The following is a 21,643-nucleotide window of genomic DNA, read 5'->3' as shown; positions in this document are numbered from 1 at the left end:
TATAGGCTAGGCGGGCGGCAGGGCCGGGGTCAAGGGGCCGTAACGTCCTTGGGTTCTTCCATCCGCGTCACATGGATCGCCTGTTCGTTCATCTGGGCGCTGCCGAAGATGGTCATGAAGGCGATGTCGGTGGCGTCGCGGCCGACGGCGATGCGGACCATGCCCTCGATCGGGGCGAGACCGGTCGCGTCGACCATATGCCAGGCGCCGTCCAGCCACACTTCCACCACCGCATGGAAATCGGGCGGGTCGAGATCGGCGGCATAGACCGACACCAGCCGGGCGGGAATGTCGCGCGCGCGGATCAGCGCGGCGGTGAGGTGCGCGAAGTCGCGGCACACGCCACGCTGGGCGACGAAAGTATCGGCAGCGGTGGTGGTGATATCCGAACTGCCCGGCACATATTGCAGATTGTCATGCACCCAGCCGACCAGCGCCTGCACCAGCGGGCCGCCGTCCAGCCCTTCGAAATGGCCGCAGACGAAGCTGACGAACCTGTCCGCCTCGCAATAGCGGCTGGGCCAGATGAAGGGCAGCACATCCTGCGGCAGGCTGGGCAATGGCGAGCGGGCGAGCGAGAAGAGATCGGGCGCGGGCCGATCGACATCGACCAGCGCCTTGTAGCGGCTGAGCATCCGGCCGGTGCCGCTGCGCGTCCAGGTGCGCCGGCCGATCGCGCTGCCGCCCATCAAATTGGTCAGCGGCCCGGCATTGTCGATGATATGCGATTGTTCGACGATGCGCTGGTCGGCCATGGCGGCGGCCTCGACGGCCATCAATACGTCGGTCGGCCCGGTAAATTCATAGTCGAGGGTCGCTTCGATCGCGAGACGCATGGCCATCCTTCAGGAGAGATTCGGCAAGATGTCATCCTGCCGATGCTGCAGGCCGCTGTCGCGCTATTCCGGCAGCTTCCCGAACGGCAGCAGCTTGCGCGCCTGGGCGGCGGCCGCCTTGCCGTTGCCGGCGCGCAGGGCGGGCAGGATGGCGGCGGCATTGCGCTTCATCAACTGGTCGAGCGGGGCGGGGGCAGGCGCATTGGCCGCCCGTTCGGCCAGCGCCAGCGCGCCGGCGACATCATTATGATCGGCGCGGATGCGCATCAATGCGGCCAGGCCCGAATAGAAGGCGCGGTTGCCGCCCAAGGCGACCGCCTTGCCCAGGGCGGCCTCGCCCACCTGTTCCTTGGCCCCCAGCACGGTGCGGGCGATGAAGCTGCCAAGCTGGTCGATCGCGTCGAGATGCCAGCCGGCGATCACCATCTGTGCCTCGGCATCGCGCGGATTGCGCGCGGCCAGCGCCTCGAACGCGGAAAGCGAGCTGCGCGCATCGGCTCGGCTGCGGGTCAGCTTGGCGCGATAGCCGATCGCGACCGCGCGTTGCAGCACCGCCTCATGATCATTGGGGGCGGTCATCAATATGCGGTCGGCGGCGCTGATGGCCTGGCCGATGAGGCTCAGCGCGCGTGCCTTGTCGCTGGTCTGGAAGGCCGCCGCAGTCAGCAGCTCGCGCGGGGTTTCCGCCAGCGCGGCCGGCGCTGCGGAGAGGGCGACGACACAGATGAGCGGGCGGCAGAGCGACGGAGCGAAGGGCACATATTCTCCTGTTATGGCGGCGCCACCCTGGCGCCGGATCAATAGTCCCTGGAATAACGAAGTGCGGCGGAAGATCCCGCATTGGTGCCGGTCTTCGACAGGATGCTCAGCGTCTTCGACAGGGCGACTTCCAGCTGGGTGGCGGTGAAGCCCTTCGAGTCCGTCACCACCTCCACATAGATATTGTTGGAGATATGCTGGCCGACGGCGAGCGACGTGCCGCGCCCGGTATCCTCATCACCGCCGACGATGCCGATCCGGTCGAGGCCCGATGCGCCCTGCAGCTTGCCCATCGGGTTGAGCCCGCCGCTGCCGCCGCGCAGGCCGTTGAGCGCGGCCGCCAACTGGATCGCCTGGGTGGCGGACAGATTGGCGACATTGTCGCCGAACAGGATGCGCGAGAGAATCTCGTCCTGCGGCAATGTCGGCGTCGACACGAAGGTGATGTCCGGCTGCTGCGCGGTGCCGGCGACGGCGATGCCGGCGCTGACATCGTCAATCTCGGTCAGCGCCTTGATTGCCAGCGTCGGGTTCATCATGTCGCCGTTGAAGGTGATGACGCCTTGATCCAGGTCGAACTGATGGCCCGAGAAGCTGTAGCGGCCGCGGATCACCTCGATCTTGCCGCTGACGCGCGGCTTGGTCGCGGTGCCGGTGACGCGCATGTCGGTCTTCCATTCGGAATCGAGGCCCATGCCGGTGACATAGATCTGGTTGTCGGCGCGCAGGCGGATGTCGAGTTTCCAGTTGGTCGGCGATGCAGCGGCGGCCTTGCGGTCGGCGATGCGCTGCGCCAGCACATCCTGGCCCTCGCCCTTGCGGCGGACGCCCTGCAATTCGCGAATCTCGGTGCCGCCCTGCCAGGCGACGCGATAGCGGGTCTCGGGGAGCGACAGGTCGCCCTTGATCAAGCCGCCATTTTCCGCGCTGTTGGTGATAGCGAGGGTGCCGCTGACCACGCTGGTGATCGCTTCGCTGCGGGCGAGGCGGGCATGGTCCATCTTGACCGCGATGTTCATCGGGAAGCCGCTGTCGGCGGCCAGGCCCACCGTGCCGCTGGCCTGAACCGTGCCGTTGCCGGCGCGGCCGGAAAAGTCGCGAATGTCGAGCCGGTCGTTGGTGAAGCGGCCGTCGAGCTTCATCTGGGTGACGCGGGTGCCGAAGCTCGTATTGTCATAGGTCAGCGCATTGGCGCGGACCAGGCCGTTGAGCTGCGGCGCGGTCAGTCGGCCGCCGAAATCGGCTGCGACCGCGATGCCGCCGCTCAGCCGCTGATCGGCAAGGCCGGCGAAGGAGAAGAGCACGTCGGCCGGGCCGGCATAGCGGATGCCGCCGCCCAGCGGCGCAGCCATCAGCTGTTCCGACCAGTTGGCGCCCGGTCCCGGCGGGGCCATGGTGGCGACGAAGCGGCCGATCGTGCTGTTGCCCCTGCGGATGAGGCCGCGCATGTCGCCGCCGGCGGAGGACAGCTTGCCCTCGACATTCATCGACACCGCGTCGGACACGGCGGCCAGGCTCGACCGGCGGAAATCGCTGATCGCCAGGCGCGTGGTCGCGGTCGGGAAGGCGGTTCCGCTCTGGCTGTAATCGACCATGCCGGTCGCCTTGCCGCCGATGCCCAGGCCCGGATTGGCGACATTGGCGATGGCGAGGTCGAAATCCTTGAAGCGGGCCTGCAGCGCGGTGTCCGTGCCGAAATGGCCAGCCAGATCGACCTTGCCCTGCGGCAGCACCAGGCTGACCGGTTCCAGCCGATAGCCGGTCTTTTCCGCGCGGATGATCGCCGGCTGGTTCAGGCGGAAATCGACATTGCTGGCCTTGCCCTGCAGCGCGACGGCATAGAGGTCGGGGCGCAGTGCGGCGTTGACCGCGACCGAGAAGGGTACGCCGCTGGAACCATCGGCGACCAGCTGGGCCTTGCCCCGGCCGCCCTGATAATCGAGCTTTGCCCGCGCCTTGCGCACGACATAGTCGCCATAGGCGGCGTTCGCCATCTGCACGTCGGCGATCACCTTGGGCTGGTCGCTCAGCAGCATGGAGGCGGTGACGACGGCGCGGCCGATGACGATGTCGGCCTCGCCCGGCAGCTTGGCATTGCTGGCGGTCGCGTTGACGTCGACGCCCTGTAGCTTGCCGACGGCATTGAGTTTCACCGCACCGGTGATGCCCGACCCGTTCATCGCCAGCTGGCCGGTGAAGGGGCCGGCATTGGACTGCTGGATGCGGCCGTTCATGTCGACCCCGGCGAAGCGCGCCTTGGTCACGTCGATCGTCAGCGGCCCTTGTGCGGTGCGGATCAGCACATTGGCGAAGAAGGGGCCATAGGGCGATCCGCCGGTGGCATCGAGGCGATAGCCGGCCGGTTCGCCATTCAGCTTGGCAACGACATCGGTCAGCTGCACCCCGACATTGGGACGCGGCGCGCGCAGCACCGCCTGCGGCCGGTCCGCCGTGCCGCGCACGGTCAGGAACAGCGGGCCATATTGTTTCGAATAGGCTTCGGTGTCGAAGGCGAGCTGGCCGTTGGTGTCATAGCTGCCCGAACCGGACTTGATCTGGAAATTGGGTGCGGCGCCCTTGAGCCCAGCCAGGGTGAACCTGCCCTCCGGCGTCATGCCGATCCGGCCGGACATCACCGCATTGCCGCCCAGGAAGTCGCGGACCGAGGCATTTTCCCAGCGCGCGGTGCGCACGCCGAACATGCCCGACAGGCCGAAGCCGCCCTTGGGACCGGGGATCAGCTTGACGTCGGTGTTGAGGTTGACGATGCCGACGCCGTCGATCCGATAATCGTTGACGCGACCTTTCAGCGCACCGCGATAGATGGCGTTGTCGAGATCGGCGAGGATGATGGCGGTGGCGTCGATCTTGTCGCTGTCGAGCTTGAGATTGTCGCTGATCAGCTTGCCGCCGGCATAGGCAAAGTCGCCCTTCACCCGCAAATTGGTCATCAGGCCGCCGGCGGCGGCATTGAGGCCGGTGACGCGCTTCGCGGTCGCATTGACCGGGATGCGGATGCGGTCGGCATCGATCACGGCGCGGCCGCTGGCCTTCAGATTCTCGATGCCGGTGGCGTCGAAGGCGAGGGATGTGGCGCTGATGTCATAATCGATGAAGGGCGTCGCCATCGGCCCGTCGAGGATGATCGAGGCGCGGACATCCTTGCCCTTCACCTTGTCCATGAAGGCGCCTGGTTGCAGCAGCGCGGCGTTGATCTTGAGCGCGCTGAATGTGCTTTTGCCAAGGTCCACCAGACCTTGCGCATCGGCCGACATGGCCGGCGAGCGCAGCGACCCCTTGAGGTTGACGCGCCGTTCGTTGAGGCCGGCGAACAGATCGACGTCAAGCTGCGGCCGGGTCAGCCGGTCGGCAATGTCGCCATAGACGAGGCCGGGGCGCAGCGGCCCCTTGGCGGTGAAGCTGCCGTCGCGGGCGGCGAGCGCGATATTGGCCAGTTCGCCCCTGGGCGTGGTGGCGATCAGCTTGCCGTTCCAGGCCTGCCAGGTGCCCTTGCCGTCGAGCGAGGCGGTCATGCCGTCGGGCAGGCCGCTCATCGCCGCGATCACGCCGCCCTTGGGCGCGGTCAGCGTGCCGCTCATCGCCAGGCGATTCTGTGCCGGCACCGCATCCAGTTTGGCTTCCAGCCGGTCGCCGCTGTCGACCACCGCATTGGCGGACAGCTGGGCACGGCCGTCGGCGATATGGACGATGCTGTCGATCGCGATTTCGCGCTTCTGGCCGATCACCGGCTTGGCGAGCAGGAAACGGTCGAGCCGCATCCGGTCGACGTCGATGTCGAGGTCGGGCAGGATCGGCGCATTGGGATCGGTCGGGGTCTGGTTGAATTGCGGGCTGCGCGCCAGCACCACCAGTGGGCTTTCCAGATTCTGGACCGAGATGTGATTTTGCAGATAGCGGAACGGGCGCCAGACGACATGGACCCTGGGGCTGACCGCGAACACGCCCTTGGGATCGCGCAGGATCAGGTCGTGGATGGTCATGTCGCTATAGATCGATCCCTCGATCCGGCCGACCTCGATCCCCATGCCCGATTCCATCTTGAGCGCGGCGATCTGCTTGATGAGGAAGCGCTTGCCCGGCTGGGTATCTAGGAACAGCAGCAGGCCCGCGACCAGCACCACCAGCCCGACGATCAGGCCGGCCAGGCCGATGGCGATCTTCTGCCACAGCGGGCGGCCCTGGCGGATTACCACGGTCTCGGTCGCTTCGGGCGCGGGGGGAGGGGTATCTTCCGCCATCAGAAGGCCTGTCCGATACCGATGTAGAGGGCGAATTTGGATTCGCCGGGCTGGCGGTTGATCGGCATGGCTATATCTGCGCGGAAGGGTCCGAAATTGGTGTAGAAACGTCCGCCCAGGCCCACGCCATAGCGGATGTCGGAAAATTGCGGGATCTGGCTTTCATAGACCTGACCCGCATCGACGAAGGCGACGACGCCATAATTGCCGAAGCGATAGCGGCCCTCGACCGCGAATTCATTGACTGATCGGCCGCCGATCGGATCATTGTTCGCGTCCTTTGGCCCCAGTTCCTGATAGCCATAGCCGCGCACCGACCCGCCACCGCCAGCATAGATGCGCCGCGAAGGGGCGACATCGTCGCGGGCGACGCCGTTGATCGTGCCGATCTTGGTCCGCGCCGCCAGCACGAAACTGTCGGAAATCGGATAATAGCCGGCCAGGTCGAAGCTGGCGCGGACATAGGGCGAGACATTGCCCTGCAACGACGCCTCGGGCGATACGCGCAGATTGGCGCGGAAGCCGCTGGTGGGGTTGAGCAGGTCGTTGGAGCGGTCATAGCCGACCTGCACCGGCAGTGCGCCGATGAAATAGGTCAGCCGCTTGTTTTCACCGCTTTCGTCGATCGTGGTATTTTCGTTCGAAAGCAGGATTTCGCCGCCATAGGTATAGGTCCAGCGCTTCTGGAAGATCGGTGTGGACTGGCGCGACCAGCTGGCATTGAGGCCCAGGGTGAAGGCTTCATAGGCGTCATATTTCTGATGGTTGACGCCGGCGCCGGCCTGGAAAGTCTTGTCGCGCTTGCCCGCATTGGACCGGCGGAAGGTGCCCGATACGCCCTGTTCCTGGGTGCCGGCGATGACGCTGGCGATTAGCGCGCCTTCGGGCGGGAACAGGTTGCGGTGGGTCCAGCTGCCTTCGGCGCGGAAGCCCTGTCCGGTGCCATAGCCCAGTTCGCCGGCCAGCCGCCGGGCCGGGCCGGCTTCCTGATCGACATGCAGGTCGACATATTCGGTGCCATCCGGGCCGGGCTCGCCGGTCTGGACCGGATCGACGGCGACGCTGGCGAACAGGCCGGTCGCGACCAGCGCCTTGCGCAGATCGTCGACCTTGCGGCTGTCATAGAGGTCGCCTTTGTCGAAGCGAGCGATCACCGCCATATGATCGGCGCCGAACGCCTGCTTCTCGCCGCTGGTGGTGATGGTGCGGAATGTGCCGCGCGGGCCCGGCTCGACCGGCAGCGTATAGTCGCCGGTCACGGTCGCGGGATCGAGCAAGATGTCGCGGTCGCCGATCCTGGCGAAGGCATAACCATGCTCCGGCAGCTTGAGCGCGACATTGGCCTCCGCCGCCTCGACCGCGGTGGCGACGATATAGTCGCCGGTCTTCAACGTCAGGCTGTCGCGGATCAGGCCGGGCGGGATGGTCTCGGGCGCATGGATGACGATCTCGTTGATCTTGTAGCGCTTGCCCGGCGTTACCGACAGGATCGCCTTCAGCGTGCCATCCTGCTGCTGGTCGAGCGAGGCGAGGGCGGTCGCATCATAATAGCCCTCCGAATGGAACAGCCGCACCGCCAGTTGCTCGTCGGCCTGGGCGCGCTGCTGCACCATCGATGCGGTCTCGGCCTTGCCCTTGCCATCGACCAGGGCGGATGCGGCGCGGAATTCATCCTCCAGACCGGTCTTGCCGAAGCCGTCGAGCTGGGTCGCGTAGCGGACCTCGGGCGTCTTTTCATCGCTGTCATCATCGGCGATATTTTCCGGCACGGTCACGCTGTCGAGCGCGGGCAGCGGCTGGGCCAGTTCGGTTTCGACCGGCGGTTCGGTGGCGGGGGGCAGTTCGGCGCCGGTCGCGGGCGCCGTGCCACTGGCCGGCGCGCTGCCCTGGGCACTGCCCTGCGCCGGCATCTGCTGGTCCAGCCAGTCGTCGATCGAGGGCAAGAGGGCCTTGCTGTCGGTCCCGCTATTGCTGGCCTTGTCGTCGACGCTGCCGGCGCCGGGCAGGCGCGCGTTGAACTCGTCGTCGGGCAGGATCGGTTCTTCGTCGGCGGGCGCTGTGCTGCTGGGGGCGCTGGCCGGAACTGTCTGCGCCATCAGGGGCAGGGGAGAGGCGGCTGCCATGATCATGCCCAGCGCATGCCGAACATATCTCGCCTGCCGCTTCTTCATCTGTCTGCGATGCCCCTTTCGCACCGGGCATCCCATATGTCCGGCAAACAGGCAATACGCCCAATGACTTGCAACGGTTCCGCCTGCGTGACGATTTCGCCTGGCGGCGCGGCGCTTCCATCGGTGCCCCTGCCGGTCTAGAGCCGCATCATGACATTTGCGCTCAACATCACCCGTTCGATCACTGGCCAGCCCTGGCGCTGGCGTGGCCTGGGGGCGGACGCGCGTTCGCCCGGCTATCAGCCCGACGATCTGGTGGCACAGCTGCTGCTGGCGCGCGGCTGTCCGCCCGACGGGGTGGAGGCGCATCGCAACCCGACCATCCGCCATTTCATGCCCGACCCCAGCCTGTTCCGCGACATGGATGCGGCGGCCGAGCGGCTGGCCGATGCGGTCCAGCGCGGCGAGGATGTGCGCATCTTTGGTGATTATGACGTCGATGGCGCGACCAGCGCGGCGCTGCTGATCCGGTTGCTGCGCGACATTGGCCTGGATGCCCGGCCCTATATCCCCGACCGCTTGATGGAAGGCTATGGCCCGTCGGGTGAGGCGCTGGTGCGGCTTGCGGGGGATGGCGCGCAACTGATCGTCACCGTCGATTGCGGCGCGCAGGCGTTCGAGGCGCTCGACATGGCTAAGGCGGCCGGGGTCGATGTCGTCGTCGTCGACCATCATAAATGCGCGGCGGCGCTGCCGGTGGCGCTGGCCCTGGTCAATCCCAACCGGCTGGACGAAAATGATGCTGCGGCCGTCCATGGCCATCTTGCCGCCGTCGGCATGGCCTTCCTGCTGGGCGCGGCCCTGCTGCGGACGCTGCGTGCGCGCGGCTGGTTCGCGACCCGGCCGGAGCCGGCGATCATGGAATTGCTCGACATCGTCGCGCTGGGCACCGTCGCCGACGTCGCGCAGCTCAAGGGGCTCAACCGCGCCTTCGTGGCGCAGGGGCTCAAGATCATGGCCAAGCGGCGCAATATCGGTCTCGCCGCGCTGATGGACGCCAGCCGCCTCAATCGTGCGCCGCTCTGCCATGATCTGGGCTTCGCGCTCGGGCCGCGGATCAATGCCGGCGGTCGCGTCGGCAAGGCGGATCTGGGGGTGCGGCTGCTGACCACCGAAGATCCGGCCGAGGCCGCGCGAATCGCCGCCGAACTGGATCGACTGAACGAGGAACGGCGCGCGATCGAATCGATCGTGCAGGAACAGGCGGAGGCCTTGCTGGCGGCGCAGGACAATCGCGCCGTGGCGCTGGTCGCGGGGCCGGGCTGGCATCCGGGCGTCATCGGCATCGTTGCCGGGCGGCTCAAGGAACGGGCCGGCCGTCCCGCCATCGTCGTCGCGCTGGACGAGGATGGCGTGGGCAAGGGATCGGGCCGCTCCATTTCCGGCGTCGATCTGGGCGCGGCGGTGCTGGCGGCCAAGGATAGCGGCCTGCTGGTCGCGGGCGGCGGCCATGCGATGGCGGCGGGCCTTACCGTGATGGAGGACAAGGTCGATGCGCTGGCCGAGTTCCTGGACGATCGCCTGTCGGCCGCCGTTGCCCGTGCGCGGGACGAGCGGGCGCTGCTGATCGACGCGGTGCTGGCGCCGGCCGGGGTCAATCCCGACTTTGTCGCCGCGATCGAGGCGGGTGGCCCCTATGGCGCAGGCTGGCCCGCGCCGTTGATCGCCGCCGGGCCGATGCGGGTGATTCGCGCCGATGTGGTCGGCAATGGCCATTTGCGGGCGATCATGGCGGGCGATGATGGCCGGTCGATCAAGACGATCGCGTTCCGCCAGGCCGAATCGGAACTGGGGCAGGCGATTCTGGGTGCGCCGCGCGACCGCCGCCTGTGGGTGGCGGGCCGTGCGAAGATCGATGACTGGGGCAGCCGACCCGCTGCAGAGCTGCATCTGGAGGACGCCGCCTGGGCGGATTGAGAAAGATTGCAATTTTCTTGCGCAAAGGGGGTTGACCCTTTCGCCGGTCCCGCCTAATTGCGCCCTCGCTTCGCAGCGCTGCCACGGCGGCGACAACGAACGGCCCCTTCGTCTAGCGGTTAGGACGCGGCCCTTTCACGGCTGAAACACGGGTTCGATTCCCGTAGGGGTCACCATATTTTTCAATGACTTAGGCGACCGCCTGAGAAAGTTGTCAAATATAGGTCAAATAAGCATGCAGGAGCATGCTGGGAAAATCTGACACGCCTGTGGATTTCCTTTTTCAATTTTCCCTATCGGTAGTGTCTCGGTCTGCGCTTGGTCTGAGCTGGAAATTTCTGATTCCCTTTCCTCCGCTCAGGTAATCGGCGAGCAACTCTGCCTTGGCCGCACGCCACATCCTTCGCCGTTCTGGCTCCGGCTCGGGCGGCAGGATCATGGAGAATGGACTGGTTGAACGTAGAGTTCTCCCGGTCGGGGACTTCTGAAGCATATAGGCGATGATCTCATCGATGGATCGCCTCAATAGAAAGCGCCATGCCCTATTCCCGATGGTCGCGCGATGGCTTGCCAGCTGCCGGTCATTCTCCGCCTTCGCCTGAATGATGAGGTCCGGATTGGCCCGAAGCGCGGCGACATGACGGCGGGCAAGGATGAGCTTCCGCCTCTCGCCTATGTCGTGCGCGTTCAGCTCATAGGGCGGCGGCTCCTCGATTTCCCGCGTCCAGTACCGGCAAGGCAGATGAGCGATCCCGAAGGCGTTGATCTCGGCCTGGGGGTATCCATTTTCTATCAGCCAATCCTGCAGACTCTGCCCCTCACCAAGAGTGAGGGGCTTGGGAAAGCCATAGCGCCAGCCATGGGGCGGATCGATCATCGTCACTTTACGCATGAGCCACCCTCCTTCTGAAAGCTGAGCCAGGCGTTCCATGCATCATGGCAGCCACTGTCCGAACAGACGTCGCGGGCCTGGCCGGTGAACCCATTCATCGAAAGTCGGCGGGCCGGGAGCAGGATATGGATGTGAGCGGCATTTGATGAACCCGCCAGGTAGGGCAGATGGAGAACCATCAGCGCGGCCAGCTGCTCCTGACGGACAAAGTAGCTTCGCACTCACGCCCGCACCTGCTCCCACCCCACATGCGGCGGCTGGTCTGATGGCAGTGTCAGGGTGAACTGGGCTTAGCCGGTTCGCTCAGCCGCAGGCAGCATCGCATCGTAGCGCTGCAGCAGATAGCTGAGGTCCATATACTCACCGCTGGCTGCATCAGGCAGCAGCAGGTCATGACGCGATGCCTGGTGCCCGGCAGGCGTCAGCTTTGCCATAACCATGTCGGCTATTCCGGCACGATGGACATCCTGCTTGTAGAAGTAGCGGATATATTTGAAGCTGCCGTCATCGGCAGGATCCAGCGTGAAGCAGGACAGCATCTCCGGCTGATCAGCCGTGGCAGGCTTTAATTTGGCTTTGCTCATGCCGCCTCCTGCCACTGCGTGCTGGTCTGCGCCGCCAGCGAGAGACCGGCTTCAAAGCGCCGGGCATCGGGGCAAGGCGCATGGGTGGAGAATTGCAGGCCGCGCCGGTGTGCCAGGATGAATGGCTGATCGACTTCATCGGGCGGGCAGAACCAGTAGCGGTCCTCAAACCATGCGCGCTGATAGCCGGTAAACCACTGATCGTCTTTGCAGCGATAAATGTCGTATTTCGCGACTGGACCAGAGAAGCGCGCGAGCAGCAGGTCCATGCCATACTGCCGGGTGACTGCGCTAACGTCATACAGCCCAATGTTCGGACCGGTCCGGGTCCCGACGATCAGGAGATTGGCGCCTTCCAGTAGCACGCCATGCCGCGCGCCCGGGAAGCGCTGCTCCGGGCTGAAGTCGATCGGCCCGCCAATATCCGCCGCCAGCATCATGATGCCGCGATAGGTCGCGGCTTTGATCCACGGCAAGCCGTTCGCGCTCCCGAAGGAGCGCGGTGTAACATTATTCTGCATTTGTAAGACTTTCGCGTTGAAGGCGCGCGGCAGCCGAGCGGTGCCGCGCCTTGCCCCTTTTTCATTCCATTTTTGCTCAGCTGCCTGAGCCACTTCAAACTTGGCCTTCGCCGCAGCAGCGGCGCCTACTCGTCCGAGATGTTCCCCGGCTTCATGTAAACCGTGACCACCGGCGGCCTGACTGGCTTGGAAAAGCCGTGGCCGTGGACCGGGCAGAGAGTGGCAACGATGCGATTCCGCATCAGCATTTCACCCGGATCGCCGCATTTTTGGCAGGTAAACTTGGACTGCTCTTCGGCCGCGGCGATATAGGGTCTTGCTTCGGGAACCATGGGCTCGAGATGAATCCGGAGCGATCCGAATTTTTCCTTCGCCTCGTCCACGCTGACATTGAGGCCGGCCGCCGCGAGATCAGACAGGAGGTCGCGGTAGAGCTGCGCCCAGCCAACCGGCAGGTGGTCCAGCCATAGGAGATTGTCGTTCCCGCTCATGCGTAATGTCCTCCGATGGTCAATTCCCAGTGGCGCCTAGCGGTCCAGAAGCCGAGCCTTTCTGCTTCTGCGGTTGACCAGGGCAGAGTTGGCAGCGGACAGATGCCGCCGCGATCGACCATGAATGCGCGCATCTCGTCGCCGCCATCAGGATTTGTGACCAGGTGGATCGGCCCGCCGGGTTCCTGAAGCCACATCCCGAGGCTCGTGATGATCTGAACCTCACCATCGCGCCACAGCAACAGCGTGATGTAGTTGCCGGCCTGCTTTCCTGAGACGTGGCTCGGCTCGACCAGGAGAAGATCAGTTCGACACTCGGCAACGGCTTTGATGAGGGCGGTGAGCGAGAGCTTCTTTTGCCAGTGCGCCATCACGATGTTGGCGCGGTCGGCATATTCGAAGTCCGCTAGCACGGACGGCATTGGCGATGTGCAAGGCTCGACCATCCAGCCGACCATCCCGGCGAATGCGCGAGCGGCCTCCTTCGCAAGCGCGATGCGCTTGCGGTCTTCTTCACTGACATAGATCATTTGAGGTGGGTTCTTTCTCCCCACCCTGCGGCGGCTGCAGCCGTCAGGGTGAGGATGAGATTTTCATTTCAATAATTGCAGCCACCTGCTGCTCTTCAAGCCCTTAAGACAATTTGTGTGGCTGTTTTCTGCCTGAAGCCCGATCAGGCCGATTTTATCGAATCCGCAATCGCTCGAATGAGGCAATGGCACTTGCGATCGATAAGAGCCGGATCGGCGATGTCAGCGTGTGCGGATCAGAAATGATGAGGGCTTTTACATCTCAGTGTGGTCTGCAATCACGCGAATAATTGCTTCGCCCAAAGGACTCCAGAATTGCACGATACTCGCTGTCGGTGATCGGCAAAATTGAGCCATGGCGCTTTAAAATTGAACCAAAATCGATGTCATCGGCAGCGATCCAACCTTTGGGCGATCCTGTACCGGATCATGCGAGGGTGGTGGACGCAATCGCGCGGCGCGATCCGCGCAAAGCCCGAACGAGCATGGAAATTCTCATCGCCCTCGCCCTTGAAGATATGAAGACCGTTCTGGATGGATGATCTGAAATTTCACTGTGGGGGAATGCGGAGCGTTAGTGGGGAGCATTGTTTTCACCTCCCTTTCTGGCGATGAGTTTGGCTGACCGGTGGATCGGCACAACGGCAACAAGGAGAAGAAGCGCATGCTCGGAGCAGGATCGACCAGGCCATTGCGACAAATCGCTGCGCTCTTTGGTATAGGCCTGTCGTCTGGGGCGGCGGCCCCTGCCACCAAATGGGAGCCCATATTCGACGGGAAGGATTTGTCCGGCTGGGTTCCGAAAATCACGGGCCATGCCCTGGGCGAGGATCCTCGACACACTTTCATCGTAAAAGATGGCGCTATCCACGTCTCCTACGACGAATATGAGGCCTTCAACGGAGAGTTCGGCCACCTGTTCTGGCACACGCAACTCAAGTCATTTCGGATTCGTTTTGAATATCGTTTCACTGGTCAGTCCATCGCGGGTATCAAGCCGTGGCAGGCCACCAACTCCGGGCTTATGCTTCTTGCTCAAGCGCCAGAAACGATGCGAAAGGATCAGGCGTTTCCGGTGAGCCTGGAAATGCAGTTGCTTGGCGTCCCTCGCCCCTCGGAGGAACCCAGCGGCAATCTGTGTACACCGGGAACGACCGTCGTCGTCGATGGCAATCGCGACCTGCCGCATTGCATCGCCTCCACCTCGCCTCTTATTCCCATCGGCCGCTGGACCGAGGCGGAAGTCGAAGTCCTTCCCTCTGGTCAGATTACGCATTTCATCGATGGGAAGCCAGTATTGCGTTATTCCGGGGCGCAACTGGATCCCGAAGATGATGACGCTCGCCCCTTGATTGCGACTGCGGGTGGCACGCTTCATCTCGGCAGAGGCTATGTCGCCTTGCAGAGTGAAGGGCATCCCGTCGAATTCCGGAAGATAATGTTGCAGCGTCTCGAATAGTCGGAGGTCTCTATCCGGCATCAGGGGGGGACGCCTGTATTGGATCCGACGCTAGGACTTTCGGAACGGGGCCCAGTAACGGAGGGCGAACTTCGGCAAGAAGATCGGCCAAATTGCCACTCCATAGCCCATCAGGCAGTGCTGAAAGTAAAGCATAAAGGGTGGAAAAACGGCTATTCTTGGGCTAATGTGAGCATAAGAGAACCGGCTAGGTTTCGTGGACAAAGGGTATCCATTGCAGGGCTGAGACGAGATTGACGAAGCCGAGGTAGGACTCTTTGGTTTTGTCGTATCGAGTTGCGATACGCCGCCAGTTCTTGAGTTTGTTGAAGAGGCGTTCGACAAGATTGCGCCAACGGTATTTTTCGCGATCGTGTGGGATTGGATCGCGCCGATTGCTTTTGGCGGGAATGACAGCCTCAACGTCAGCATTGGCCAATTCCTCGCGGATGGCATCTGCATCGTAGCCCTTGTCCGCCAACAATGCCTCGATCTTATGAGCAATCAAACGGAACAGCGGGCCAAAGCCTTGGATATCGTGGCTCTGGCCCGGCGTCAGGACAAAGCCGAGCGGTCGGCCTTTGGCATCGCAGCGGGCGTGGAGCTTTGTGCTGAATCCGCCTCGCGATCGGCCAAGCGCCTCGGTTTCCTGAGTTCCTTTTTTATGCCGACGGCACAATGATGTGCTCGGACCACGGTGCTGTCGATCATGTCCGCAGTGGCATCACGAGCCACCATTTCGCCCAGTGTCTCGAGCATCGCCTCGAACACCCCGGTCGTAACCCAGCGCCGGTAGCGGCGGAAAACGCTGTTCCACTTGCCATATTCATCCGGCAAGTGGCGCCATTGCGAACCTGTGCGGGCGATCCACATCATGCCTTCGAAATACAGCCGGTTGTCCTGTGCTGGACGACAGCCACGACCACGCTCAGATGGCAGTAATGTGCCGATGATCCCCCACTCGTCCTCCGTCAGCCCAATACGCTCGCCCAACGCCACCTCCAAAAGGCAGCCTTGAATCAACGCCCGATCCTGCTGTCAACCTTTGTCCACGAAACCTAGAAGGATCGGCCAAAACTGTGGCAGTGAACGTCGAATCCCCCACACAGATCGAGCCTGCACGGATCGATGCACCGGCCGGTGATTTGCCGGATCTCGTCGTCGAAATAGCAGCCAGGGCCGAAGGTCTCGGGCGAGCACTTCATCCGCAGACCGCACTCCATCTAGCCAGCCTCGTGCGAGTGATGAACACCTACTACAGTAACCTCATCGAGGGGCACCGCACCCGTCCACGGGATATCGAGCGCGCGTTGGCCGGCGAACGCGATGACGATCAACGAGATCTCATGGCCGAAGCTGCCGCGCATTACCGCGTACAGGAAGCCATCGATCGCGCTGCCATTCATGGCGAACTTCCCGATCCTGCCGACCCAAATTTTATCCTGCAACTGCACCGCGATTTCTACGCGGATGCCTCGATCGACATGCTCACCGTGCGCGGTGGGGAGCGAAGCTTTGTCATGACGCCGGGCGAATGGCGATCAAGGGCCGAGCACGATGTCCAGATCGGCCGCCACACTCCGCCATCGTCGGCCAGAGTGGCCGATTTCATGAGCTATTTCTTCTCGCGGTTTGCCTTTGAACCCAAGGATGGAATGCGCTTGACCGCAGTGGGAGCCGGGAAAGCAAAGCGCATACTGGCACTGGCAACAGCACACCACCGGTTCAATTGGATTCACCCCTTTCCCGATGGCAATGGCCGGATTAGTCGGTTGATGAGCCACGCCATGGCGCTCAAGGCAGGGATCGGCGCGCACGGGCTATGGTCGGTATCTCGAGGGCTTGCACGCGGGCTGGAGCCCGGAGATGCTGGCCGGACAGAATATCGCAAGTACATGGCCTCGGCCGATGCACCGCGTCAGGGAGATCGCGATGGCCGGGGAAACCTTTCCGAAGCGCATCTGGTGGGATTTGCTGAGTGGTTTCTCAAAGTCTGTCTCGATCAAATCAGCTACGTGTCGAGCCTCTTCGAACTCGACACTCTATCGAAGCGGCTTGAGCGCCATGTGTTGATCACAGATGGCTTGTCTCCGGAGGGTAACTGGCTACTCCAGGAAGCCCTTATTCGAGGAGAATTCGAGCGGGGTGCTGCTCCGCGCCTTACGGGTCTGCCCGAGCGCAGCGCGCGACGCGTCCTAAAGGAGCTAACCGATGCTGGATTGCTGGCGTCGGATACCCCGAAGGGGCCCGTATCGCTTCGTTTCCCAAGTGACACCCAGGATACGCTTTTCCCAAAGCTCTTCGCCTAACAGCGACCCAAATTTGCCGTTCAAGGGGCGATTTTTGATCCCCAGGAGCAGACGGTCAGGTTTTCCCTTCCAACCGCGCGTCGAGCCGATCTCGGAATGTCAGCTTCCATCTAGCAATTGGTCCCAAGCTGCCCTCAAGCCTGACTGACGAATAAAGAATCGGGAATATCCGATATCTCATTGACGGACCATATCGCATCGGATAATTCCGATGCATGGACACCGATGACGCCCTTGCCATTCTCTCCACCCTTGGCCATCCCACGCGGCTCAATGCGTTTCGGCTGCTGATCCGACATGAGCCGGATGGCTTGTCGACCGGCGAACTGGTCGAAGCGTCGGGGCTGACCCAGAGCACATTTTCGACGCATCTGGCCGTGATGGTGAAGGCCGGCCTGGTGCTGTCCGAGAAGCGTGGTCGCCAACAGTTCCAGCGCGCCAACCTCGACGCGCTGCGCGGCCTCATGGTCTATCTGGCCAAGGATTGCTGCCAGGGGCGCGCCGAACTGTGCGAGCCGCTTCTGGCCGAACTTACCTGCTGCTGAAGAGGCAACAATGACCGATATCGTGATCTACCATAACCCGCTTTGCGGGACCTCTCGTAATGCCCTGGCCATGATCCGCAATGCGGGTATAGAGCCTCATGTTATCGAGTACCTGAAGACGCCGCCGAGCCGTGCGCTGCTCCTGGAACTCATCGACCGCGCCGGCATCACCCCGCGCGCTCTGCTGCGCGAGAAGGGGACGCCTTATGCCGAACTGGGCCTCCGCGACGAGACCTTGACGGACGAGGCCCTCGTCGACGCGATGATGGAGCATCCTATCCTCATCAACCGGCCGCTGGTCGTGTCGCCACTGGGCGTGAAGCTCTGCCGGCCTTCCGAAGCAGTGCTAGACCTGCTGCCGGCCGAGCAGCGCAGAACTTTCGTCAAGGAAGACGGCGAAGTCGTGGAAGCGACCCGGCGATGAGTCTTTCGGTTCGCCGGGCTGAGGTCGACGACGCGGACGCCATTGCCACCATTTATGCGCATCATGTTCTTCACGGCACGGCAACCTACGAAGTCGTGCCGCCGACCGCGGACGAGACCGTCGAGAAGATTTTGATGATCACCGGGCGGAGTTGGCCGTTCCTTGTCGCCTGCGATGGATCTGAGCTGGTGGGCTATGCCTACGCCACGCAGTTCCGGGATAGACCGGCCTATGCCTATGCTTGCGAGAACAGCATCTACGTAGCGCACGACCGGCGCGGTGGCGGCATCGGCAAGCTGTTGCTCAAGGCCTTGCTGGAGGCCGCCGATGCCTATGGCTTCCGGCAGATGGTCGCTGTCATCGGTGGCGGTGAACCGGCCTCCGTCGCACTGCACGGCTCTTGCGGCTTTGAGCAGGTCGGCTGCCTGACCGGCATGGGCTGGAAGGCCGGTCGCTGGCTCGACACAGTTTACATGCAGATCGCCTTGGGTGGCGGCACCGCGACCGCGCCTATCGCTTCCGGGAAGGACTGACGATCATGTCGCTGTTCGAACGCTATCTCTCGCTGTGGGTGGCCCTGTGCATCGTAGTCGGGATCGGTCTCGGCCATTTGCTTCCCGGCGCCTTCGAGGCGATCGCAGCGCTGGAGATCGCCAACGTCAACCTCGTGGTGGCGGGCCTGATCTGGCTCATGATCATCCCGATGCTGCTACGGGTCGATTTCGGCGCCCTCCATAGCCTTCGGCAGCACTGGCGTGGTATCGGCATTACCCTCGTAGTGAACTGGGCGATCAAGCCATTCTCCATGGCATTGCTCGGCACCTTCTTCCTGGGCCACCTGTTCGCGCCGATGCTGCCTGAAGGCGTATCGTCGTCCTACATTGCCGGGCTGATCCTGCTGGCTGCTGCGCCTTGCACGGCGATGGTCTTCGTCTGGTCCAACCTCGTCGATGGTGAGCCGAACTACACCTTGAGCCAGGTGGCACTGAACGACCTGATCATGGTCCTTGCCTTCGCGCCGCTCGTAGGATTGCTGCTGGGCGTGGCATCGATTACCGTGCCGTGGAGCACGTTGGCGCTGTCGGTGGGACTCTACATCGTCGTCCCGGTGGTCATCTCGCAACTGCTCCGCCGAGTCCTACTTCGCGGGGGCGAGAAGCAGCTCCAGCATTTCCTGTCCGCCATTGGCCCGATCAGCCTTGCCAGCCTGCTGCTGACACTGGTGCTGCTGTTCGGCTTTCAGGGCGAGCAGATCATCCGGCAACCGCTGGTAATCGCGCTGATTGCCGTGCCGATCCTGTTTCAGGTCTATCTTAATGCCGGCATCGCCTATTGGCTCAGCCGCCGTTTTGGCGTGGCATGGTGCGTCGCTGGCCCTTCGGCGCTGATCGGTGCCTCCAATTTCTTTGAACTGGCTGTGGCCGCCGCCATCAGCCTTTTTGGCCTCAGTTCCGGCGCCGCGCTGGCAACGGTCGTGGGCGTGCTGGTCGAAGTGCCGGTGATGCTATCGATCGTCGCCTTGGTGAAGCGGACCCGTCCCTGGTACGAGAAAGGTATTTCCGCATGAGACTGCGCGAACTCGCCGCCCCCGATCACCTTCCTGCGCTAGACAAAGCTTTTGCGCTGGCTCGTCCCGCCAGCGGCCTTGGCCCGGATCAACCGCCTCCGCGTATTCTGCTGCTCTACGGCTCTCTGCGGGAACGCTCGTTTTCGCGCCTCGCCGTGGAAGAGGCGGCGCGCCTGCTACAGTTCTTCGGCGCCGAGACGCGGATCTTCGATCCCAGCGACCTGCCGCTGCCCGATCAGATAGCGGGAGATGATCACCCGGCGGTGCATGAACTGCGGGAGCACGCGCTATGGTCGGAGGGCATGGTCTGGTGCAGTCCTGAGCGGCACGGCCAGATCAGCGGCATCATGAAGACGCAGATCGATCATCTGCCACTTCAGATGCGCGGGATGCGGCCGACGCAGGGAAGAACGCTTGCGGTCATGCAGGTGTCCGGCGGTTCGCAATCGTTCAATGCCGTCAATTCGCTGCGCTTGCTGGGCCGCTGGATGCGGATGTTCACGATTCCTAATCAGTCGTCAGTGGCGATGGCCTACAAGGAGTTCGACGAAGACGGCCGGATGCGGGCATCGAGCTACTACGAGCGCATCGTCGATGTGATGGAGGAACTGGTCCGCTTCACCGTGCTGATGAGGCCGCACGGGGTGCAGCTCGTTGACCGATACTCCGAACGGAAGGAGGCTGGGCTCCCGGTTGATAACGCAGCGGACCACTCCGCAATTGCAATCATGCCTCAATCCTGATTTTCGCCCTGACCATCGAATGACTGGAAAGAGCGCGTAGCGGCCATCTCCGCTGTCGACCCATTCAAGACATACAGCGGTCAGATTTTGCTCTCCAGGAGCGGACCGTCGGCTAACCTAACTGCAACCGTCACGGCCTTGATTGACAAGCACATGGAACGCCTTGGAGGCCGTCCCATTCAATTCACGATCTACCAGAAGCTTTAACCCCAAATGGCAGGGCTTCCCCAACCTAAAGCTCGTGAGTCAAGATCGCGCCCGTCGATGTGCTGCTGGCCTCGCAGGAGGGCAGCTATATCACCGGTGAAGTCTATAGCGTGACCGGCGGTGCAGGGATCGCCTGACGCAAGGATGGCCCCGCGTCACCGCGGGGCCACCGTACCAACAGATATGGTTTTGACAGGATAACGCCGAGCCGTAATCTCAAGAAGGAGCGGCACGGCCAAAGGCCTTAGTCGCGAAGGCTATCGGGAACCACGCCGCCATTTTCAGCGAGTTTCGTCATCACCGCCCTGTGCAGCGCGATATTCTGCTCGGCGCTGCCATCTGCGCCCTCATGGACAGCCAGTTCGTCGGCCAGTTCCTTGCGCGCCGCAAGGCTGGAATCAAGATCGAGCAGCTTCAGCAGATCGACGATCGAACTTTGATAATTTCCCCCGCCTCCCTTGGCGTCGGCCATGGCCAAGAGAACGGCGCCGACATCGACCTGCGCCAGCGAGGCTGCCTCAGGTGACGCGGTGGCCGCGGCGGGCGACGCAGGGGGCGTAGTGGCTGGCGGCGTCGGGCTGGCCGTCTGGACATTCGTGGCGGGTGCAGGAGCGCCATTGCTTGCCTTCTGGTCGTCATGACCAAAAATCTTGTCCCTGATCTTGCTGAAGATGCCCATGTGCCTGTCCTCCGTTTGATGGTTCAATCATCACCAAACGGCGGGTGGCAAAGAAGGCTCCCATGGGAACGAGCTTGGACGCGGCGGGTTGACGTTCCGACAGAGGATTATCCGGGAGACGATCGATGAAGATGCAGTTCGCGACGGTGGCGATATCATTGGCAGCGCTGACACTTGGCGGATGCGGCAAGAATGTCGATACGACGTCCAACAACGCCGCGGCAGCGCCGATGAACAGCGTCAACGCCATCGAACCGGCGCCCGTCGCGGAGAGCGCAGGCCAGATGTTCGCCAATGCGGCAGCGGCGAGCGATACATTCGAAATCGAAAGCTCGAGATTGGCGCAAGCCAACAGCCAGTCGGCGTCCGTAAAGAAATTCGCGGAGTCGATGATCAAGGCCCATACCGATTCAACGGCAAAGCTCGGCCAAGCTGCGAGCGCTGCGTCGCCAGCCATCGTGCCCAAGCCGCTCCTGTCCAGCGCTCAGCAACAGTCGCTCGACGCGCTCAAGGGCAAGAACGGCGCCGACTTCGATGCCGCCTATATCGAAGCGCAGACCAGGGGACATCAGGAGACGCTCGAGACGCTCAAAGCCTATTCGGCCAATGGGGACGTTCCTTCTTTGAAGGAATTCGCCACCAAGCTTGTTCCCATCGTGACCGCCCATCTCAACATGGCGAAGGGCCTCAAATCCTGAGCGAACGTTCCTTTTTCAGAATCTATGCATGTACGGACGGGCCATGGTGCTG

20 protein-coding genes, 1 tRNA gene and 1 pseudogene are annotated in these 21,643 nt (G+C 63.0%); 11 read left to right on the top strand and 11 right to left on the bottom strand.

What is annotated here, in order from left to right; all coding sequences use genetic code 11:
• Positions 1-29: 29 nt before the first annotated feature.
• The 4 genes from VHN57_RS17590 to VHN57_RS17575 all read right to left on the bottom strand — a co-directional run bounded on the left by VHN57_RS17590 (position 30) and on the right by VHN57_RS17575 (position 8,025).
• Positions 30-836: a transglutaminase-like domain-containing protein gene (locus VHN57_RS17590; RefSeq protein ID WP_037510941.1), complete on the bottom strand. Its 807-nt coding sequence runs from the start codon at positions 834-836 to the stop codon at positions 30-32.
• A gap of 63 nt (positions 837-899) precedes the next feature.
• Positions 900-1,595, bottom strand: a complete 696-nt coding sequence (locus VHN57_RS17585; protein WP_097385742.1) for a hypothetical protein — start codon at positions 1,593-1,595, stop codon at positions 900-902.
• Between the two features lie 38 nt (positions 1,596-1,633).
• On the bottom strand, positions 1,634-5,854 hold the full coding sequence (locus VHN57_RS17580; protein WP_423284725.1) for a translocation/assembly module TamB domain-containing protein: 4,221 nt from the start codon (positions 5,852-5,854) through the stop codon (positions 1,634-1,636).
• A complete protein-coding gene (locus VHN57_RS17575) occupies positions 5,854-8,025 on the bottom strand; it encodes an autotransporter assembly complex protein TamA (protein WP_423284724.1) in 2,172 nt (723 codons plus the stop codon). The genes VHN57_RS17580 and VHN57_RS17575 overlap by 1 nt, the downstream gene beginning before the upstream one ends.
• A 150-nt stretch (positions 8,026-8,175) precedes the next feature.
• Between VHN57_RS17575 and recJ the strand changes: the two genes are divergently transcribed.
• Positions 8,176-9,942 (top strand): single-stranded-DNA-specific exonuclease RecJ, encoded by a 1,767-nt coding sequence (gene recJ, locus VHN57_RS17570; protein ID WP_278983656.1) that lies wholly within the window; start codon positions 8,176-8,178, stop codon positions 9,940-9,942.
• Positions 9,943-10,043: 101 nt separating this feature from the next.
• Positions 10,044-10,118, top strand: a tRNA-Glu gene (locus VHN57_RS17565).
• Positions 10,119-10,225: 107 nt separating this feature from the next.
• Here the strand turns inward: VHN57_RS17565 and VHN57_RS17560 are convergent.
• The 5 genes from VHN57_RS17560 to VHN57_RS17540 all read right to left on the bottom strand — a co-directional run bounded on the left by VHN57_RS17560 (position 10,226) and on the right by VHN57_RS17540 (position 12,960).
• Positions 10,226-10,834 (bottom strand): hypothetical protein, encoded by a 609-nt coding sequence (locus VHN57_RS17560; protein WP_278983676.1) that lies wholly within the window; start codon positions 10,832-10,834, stop codon positions 10,226-10,228.
• Positions 10,835-11,124: 290 nt separating this feature from the next.
• The gene (locus VHN57_RS17555; protein ID WP_423284721.1) at positions 11,125-11,418 is read right to left on the bottom strand and encodes a hypothetical protein; all 294 of its coding nucleotides are present in this window, start codon (positions 11,416-11,418) and stop codon (positions 11,125-11,127) included.
• Positions 11,415-12,032, bottom strand: coding sequence for a hypothetical protein (locus tag VHN57_RS17550; RefSeq protein ID WP_198430266.1), 618 nt, complete (start codon positions 12,030-12,032; stop codon positions 11,415-11,417). The genes VHN57_RS17555 and VHN57_RS17550 overlap by 4 nt, the downstream gene beginning before the upstream one ends.
• A 32-nt stretch (positions 12,033-12,064) precedes the next feature.
• Positions 12,065-12,430: a hypothetical protein gene (locus VHN57_RS17545; RefSeq protein WP_017182821.1), complete on the bottom strand. Its 366-nt coding sequence runs from the start codon at positions 12,428-12,430 to the stop codon at positions 12,065-12,067.
• Positions 12,427-12,960 (bottom strand): hypothetical protein, encoded by a 534-nt coding sequence (locus VHN57_RS17540; protein ID WP_017182820.1) that lies wholly within the window; start codon positions 12,958-12,960, stop codon positions 12,427-12,429. The genes VHN57_RS17545 and VHN57_RS17540 overlap by 4 nt, the downstream gene beginning before the upstream one ends.
• A 335-nt stretch (positions 12,961-13,295) precedes the next feature.
• Between VHN57_RS17540 and VHN57_RS17535 the strand changes: the two genes are divergently transcribed.
• The gene (locus VHN57_RS17535; protein WP_153039521.1) at positions 13,296-13,502 is read left to right on the top strand and encodes a hypothetical protein; all 207 of its coding nucleotides are present in this window, start codon (positions 13,296-13,298) and stop codon (positions 13,500-13,502) included.
• An 86-nt stretch (positions 13,503-13,588) separates the two neighbouring features.
• A complete protein-coding gene (locus VHN57_RS17530; protein WP_423284718.1) occupies positions 13,589-14,419 on the top strand; it encodes a 3-keto-disaccharide hydrolase in 831 nt (276 codons plus the stop codon).
• 208 nt (positions 14,420-14,627) lie between these two features.
• Here the strand turns inward: VHN57_RS17530 and VHN57_RS17525 are convergent.
• Positions 14,628-15,418: pseudogene (locus VHN57_RS17525) on the bottom strand (IS5 family transposase).
• A gap of 80 nt (positions 15,419-15,498) precedes the next feature.
• Here VHN57_RS17525 and VHN57_RS17520 point away from each other — a divergent pair.
• The 6 genes from VHN57_RS17520 (at position 15,499) to arsH (ending at position 20,007) form a co-directional block, all read left to right on the top strand.
• Positions 15,499-16,728 carry a Fic family protein gene (locus VHN57_RS17520; protein WP_201039034.1) on the top strand — a complete coding sequence of 410 codons (1,230 nt, stop codon included), beginning with the start codon at positions 15,499-15,501 and terminating at the stop codon, positions 16,726-16,728.
• A gap of 215 nt (positions 16,729-16,943) precedes the next feature.
• On the top strand, positions 16,944-17,273 hold the full coding sequence (locus tag VHN57_RS17515; protein ID WP_037523020.1) for an ArsR/SmtB family transcription factor: 330 nt from the start codon (positions 16,944-16,946) through the stop codon (positions 17,271-17,273).
• 10 nt (positions 17,274-17,283) lie between these two features.
• Positions 17,284-17,697, top strand: coding sequence for an arsenate reductase (glutaredoxin) (gene arsC, locus VHN57_RS17510; protein ID WP_037523022.1), 414 nt, complete (start codon positions 17,284-17,286; stop codon positions 17,695-17,697).
• Entirely contained in the window at positions 17,694-18,230 is a 537-nt protein-coding gene (locus VHN57_RS17505) for a GNAT family N-acetyltransferase (protein WP_037523024.1), read from the top strand. The genes arsC and VHN57_RS17505 overlap by 4 nt, the downstream gene beginning before the upstream one ends.
• Positions 18,231-18,235: 5 nt before the next feature.
• Entirely contained in the window at positions 18,236-19,264 is a 1,029-nt protein-coding gene (arsB, locus tag VHN57_RS17500; RefSeq protein WP_063142229.1) for an ACR3 family arsenite efflux transporter, read from the top strand.
• On the top strand, positions 19,261-20,007 hold the full coding sequence (gene arsH, locus VHN57_RS17495) for an arsenical resistance protein ArsH (RefSeq protein WP_063142231.1): 747 nt from the start codon (positions 19,261-19,263) through the stop codon (positions 20,005-20,007). The genes arsB and arsH overlap by 4 nt, the downstream gene beginning before the upstream one ends.
• A gap of 451 nt (positions 20,008-20,458) precedes the next feature.
• On the opposite strand, the gene VHN57_RS17490 is transcribed toward arsH, so the two are convergent.
• Positions 20,459-20,893 (bottom strand): DUF3597 family protein, encoded by a 435-nt coding sequence (locus VHN57_RS17490; protein WP_063142233.1) that lies wholly within the window; start codon positions 20,891-20,893, stop codon positions 20,459-20,461.
• 125 nt (positions 20,894-21,018) lie between these two features.
• On the opposite strand from VHN57_RS17490, the gene VHN57_RS17485 reads away from it, so the two are divergent.
• On the top strand, positions 21,019-21,591 hold the full coding sequence (locus tag VHN57_RS17485) for a DUF4142 domain-containing protein (RefSeq protein WP_063142235.1): 573 nt from the start codon (positions 21,019-21,021) through the stop codon (positions 21,589-21,591).
• The last annotated feature ends 52 nt before the right edge of the window (positions 21,592-21,643 follow it).

This window comes from Sphingobium salicis subsp. salicis, assembly GCF_049472635.1.
Classification (GTDB): Bacteria; Pseudomonadota; Alphaproteobacteria; order Sphingomonadales; family Sphingomonadaceae; genus Sphingobium; species Sphingobium yanoikuyae_A.
The sequence above is the reverse complement of the archived record's forward strand: the minus strand, read 5'-3'. Positions and strand labels throughout refer to the sequence as shown.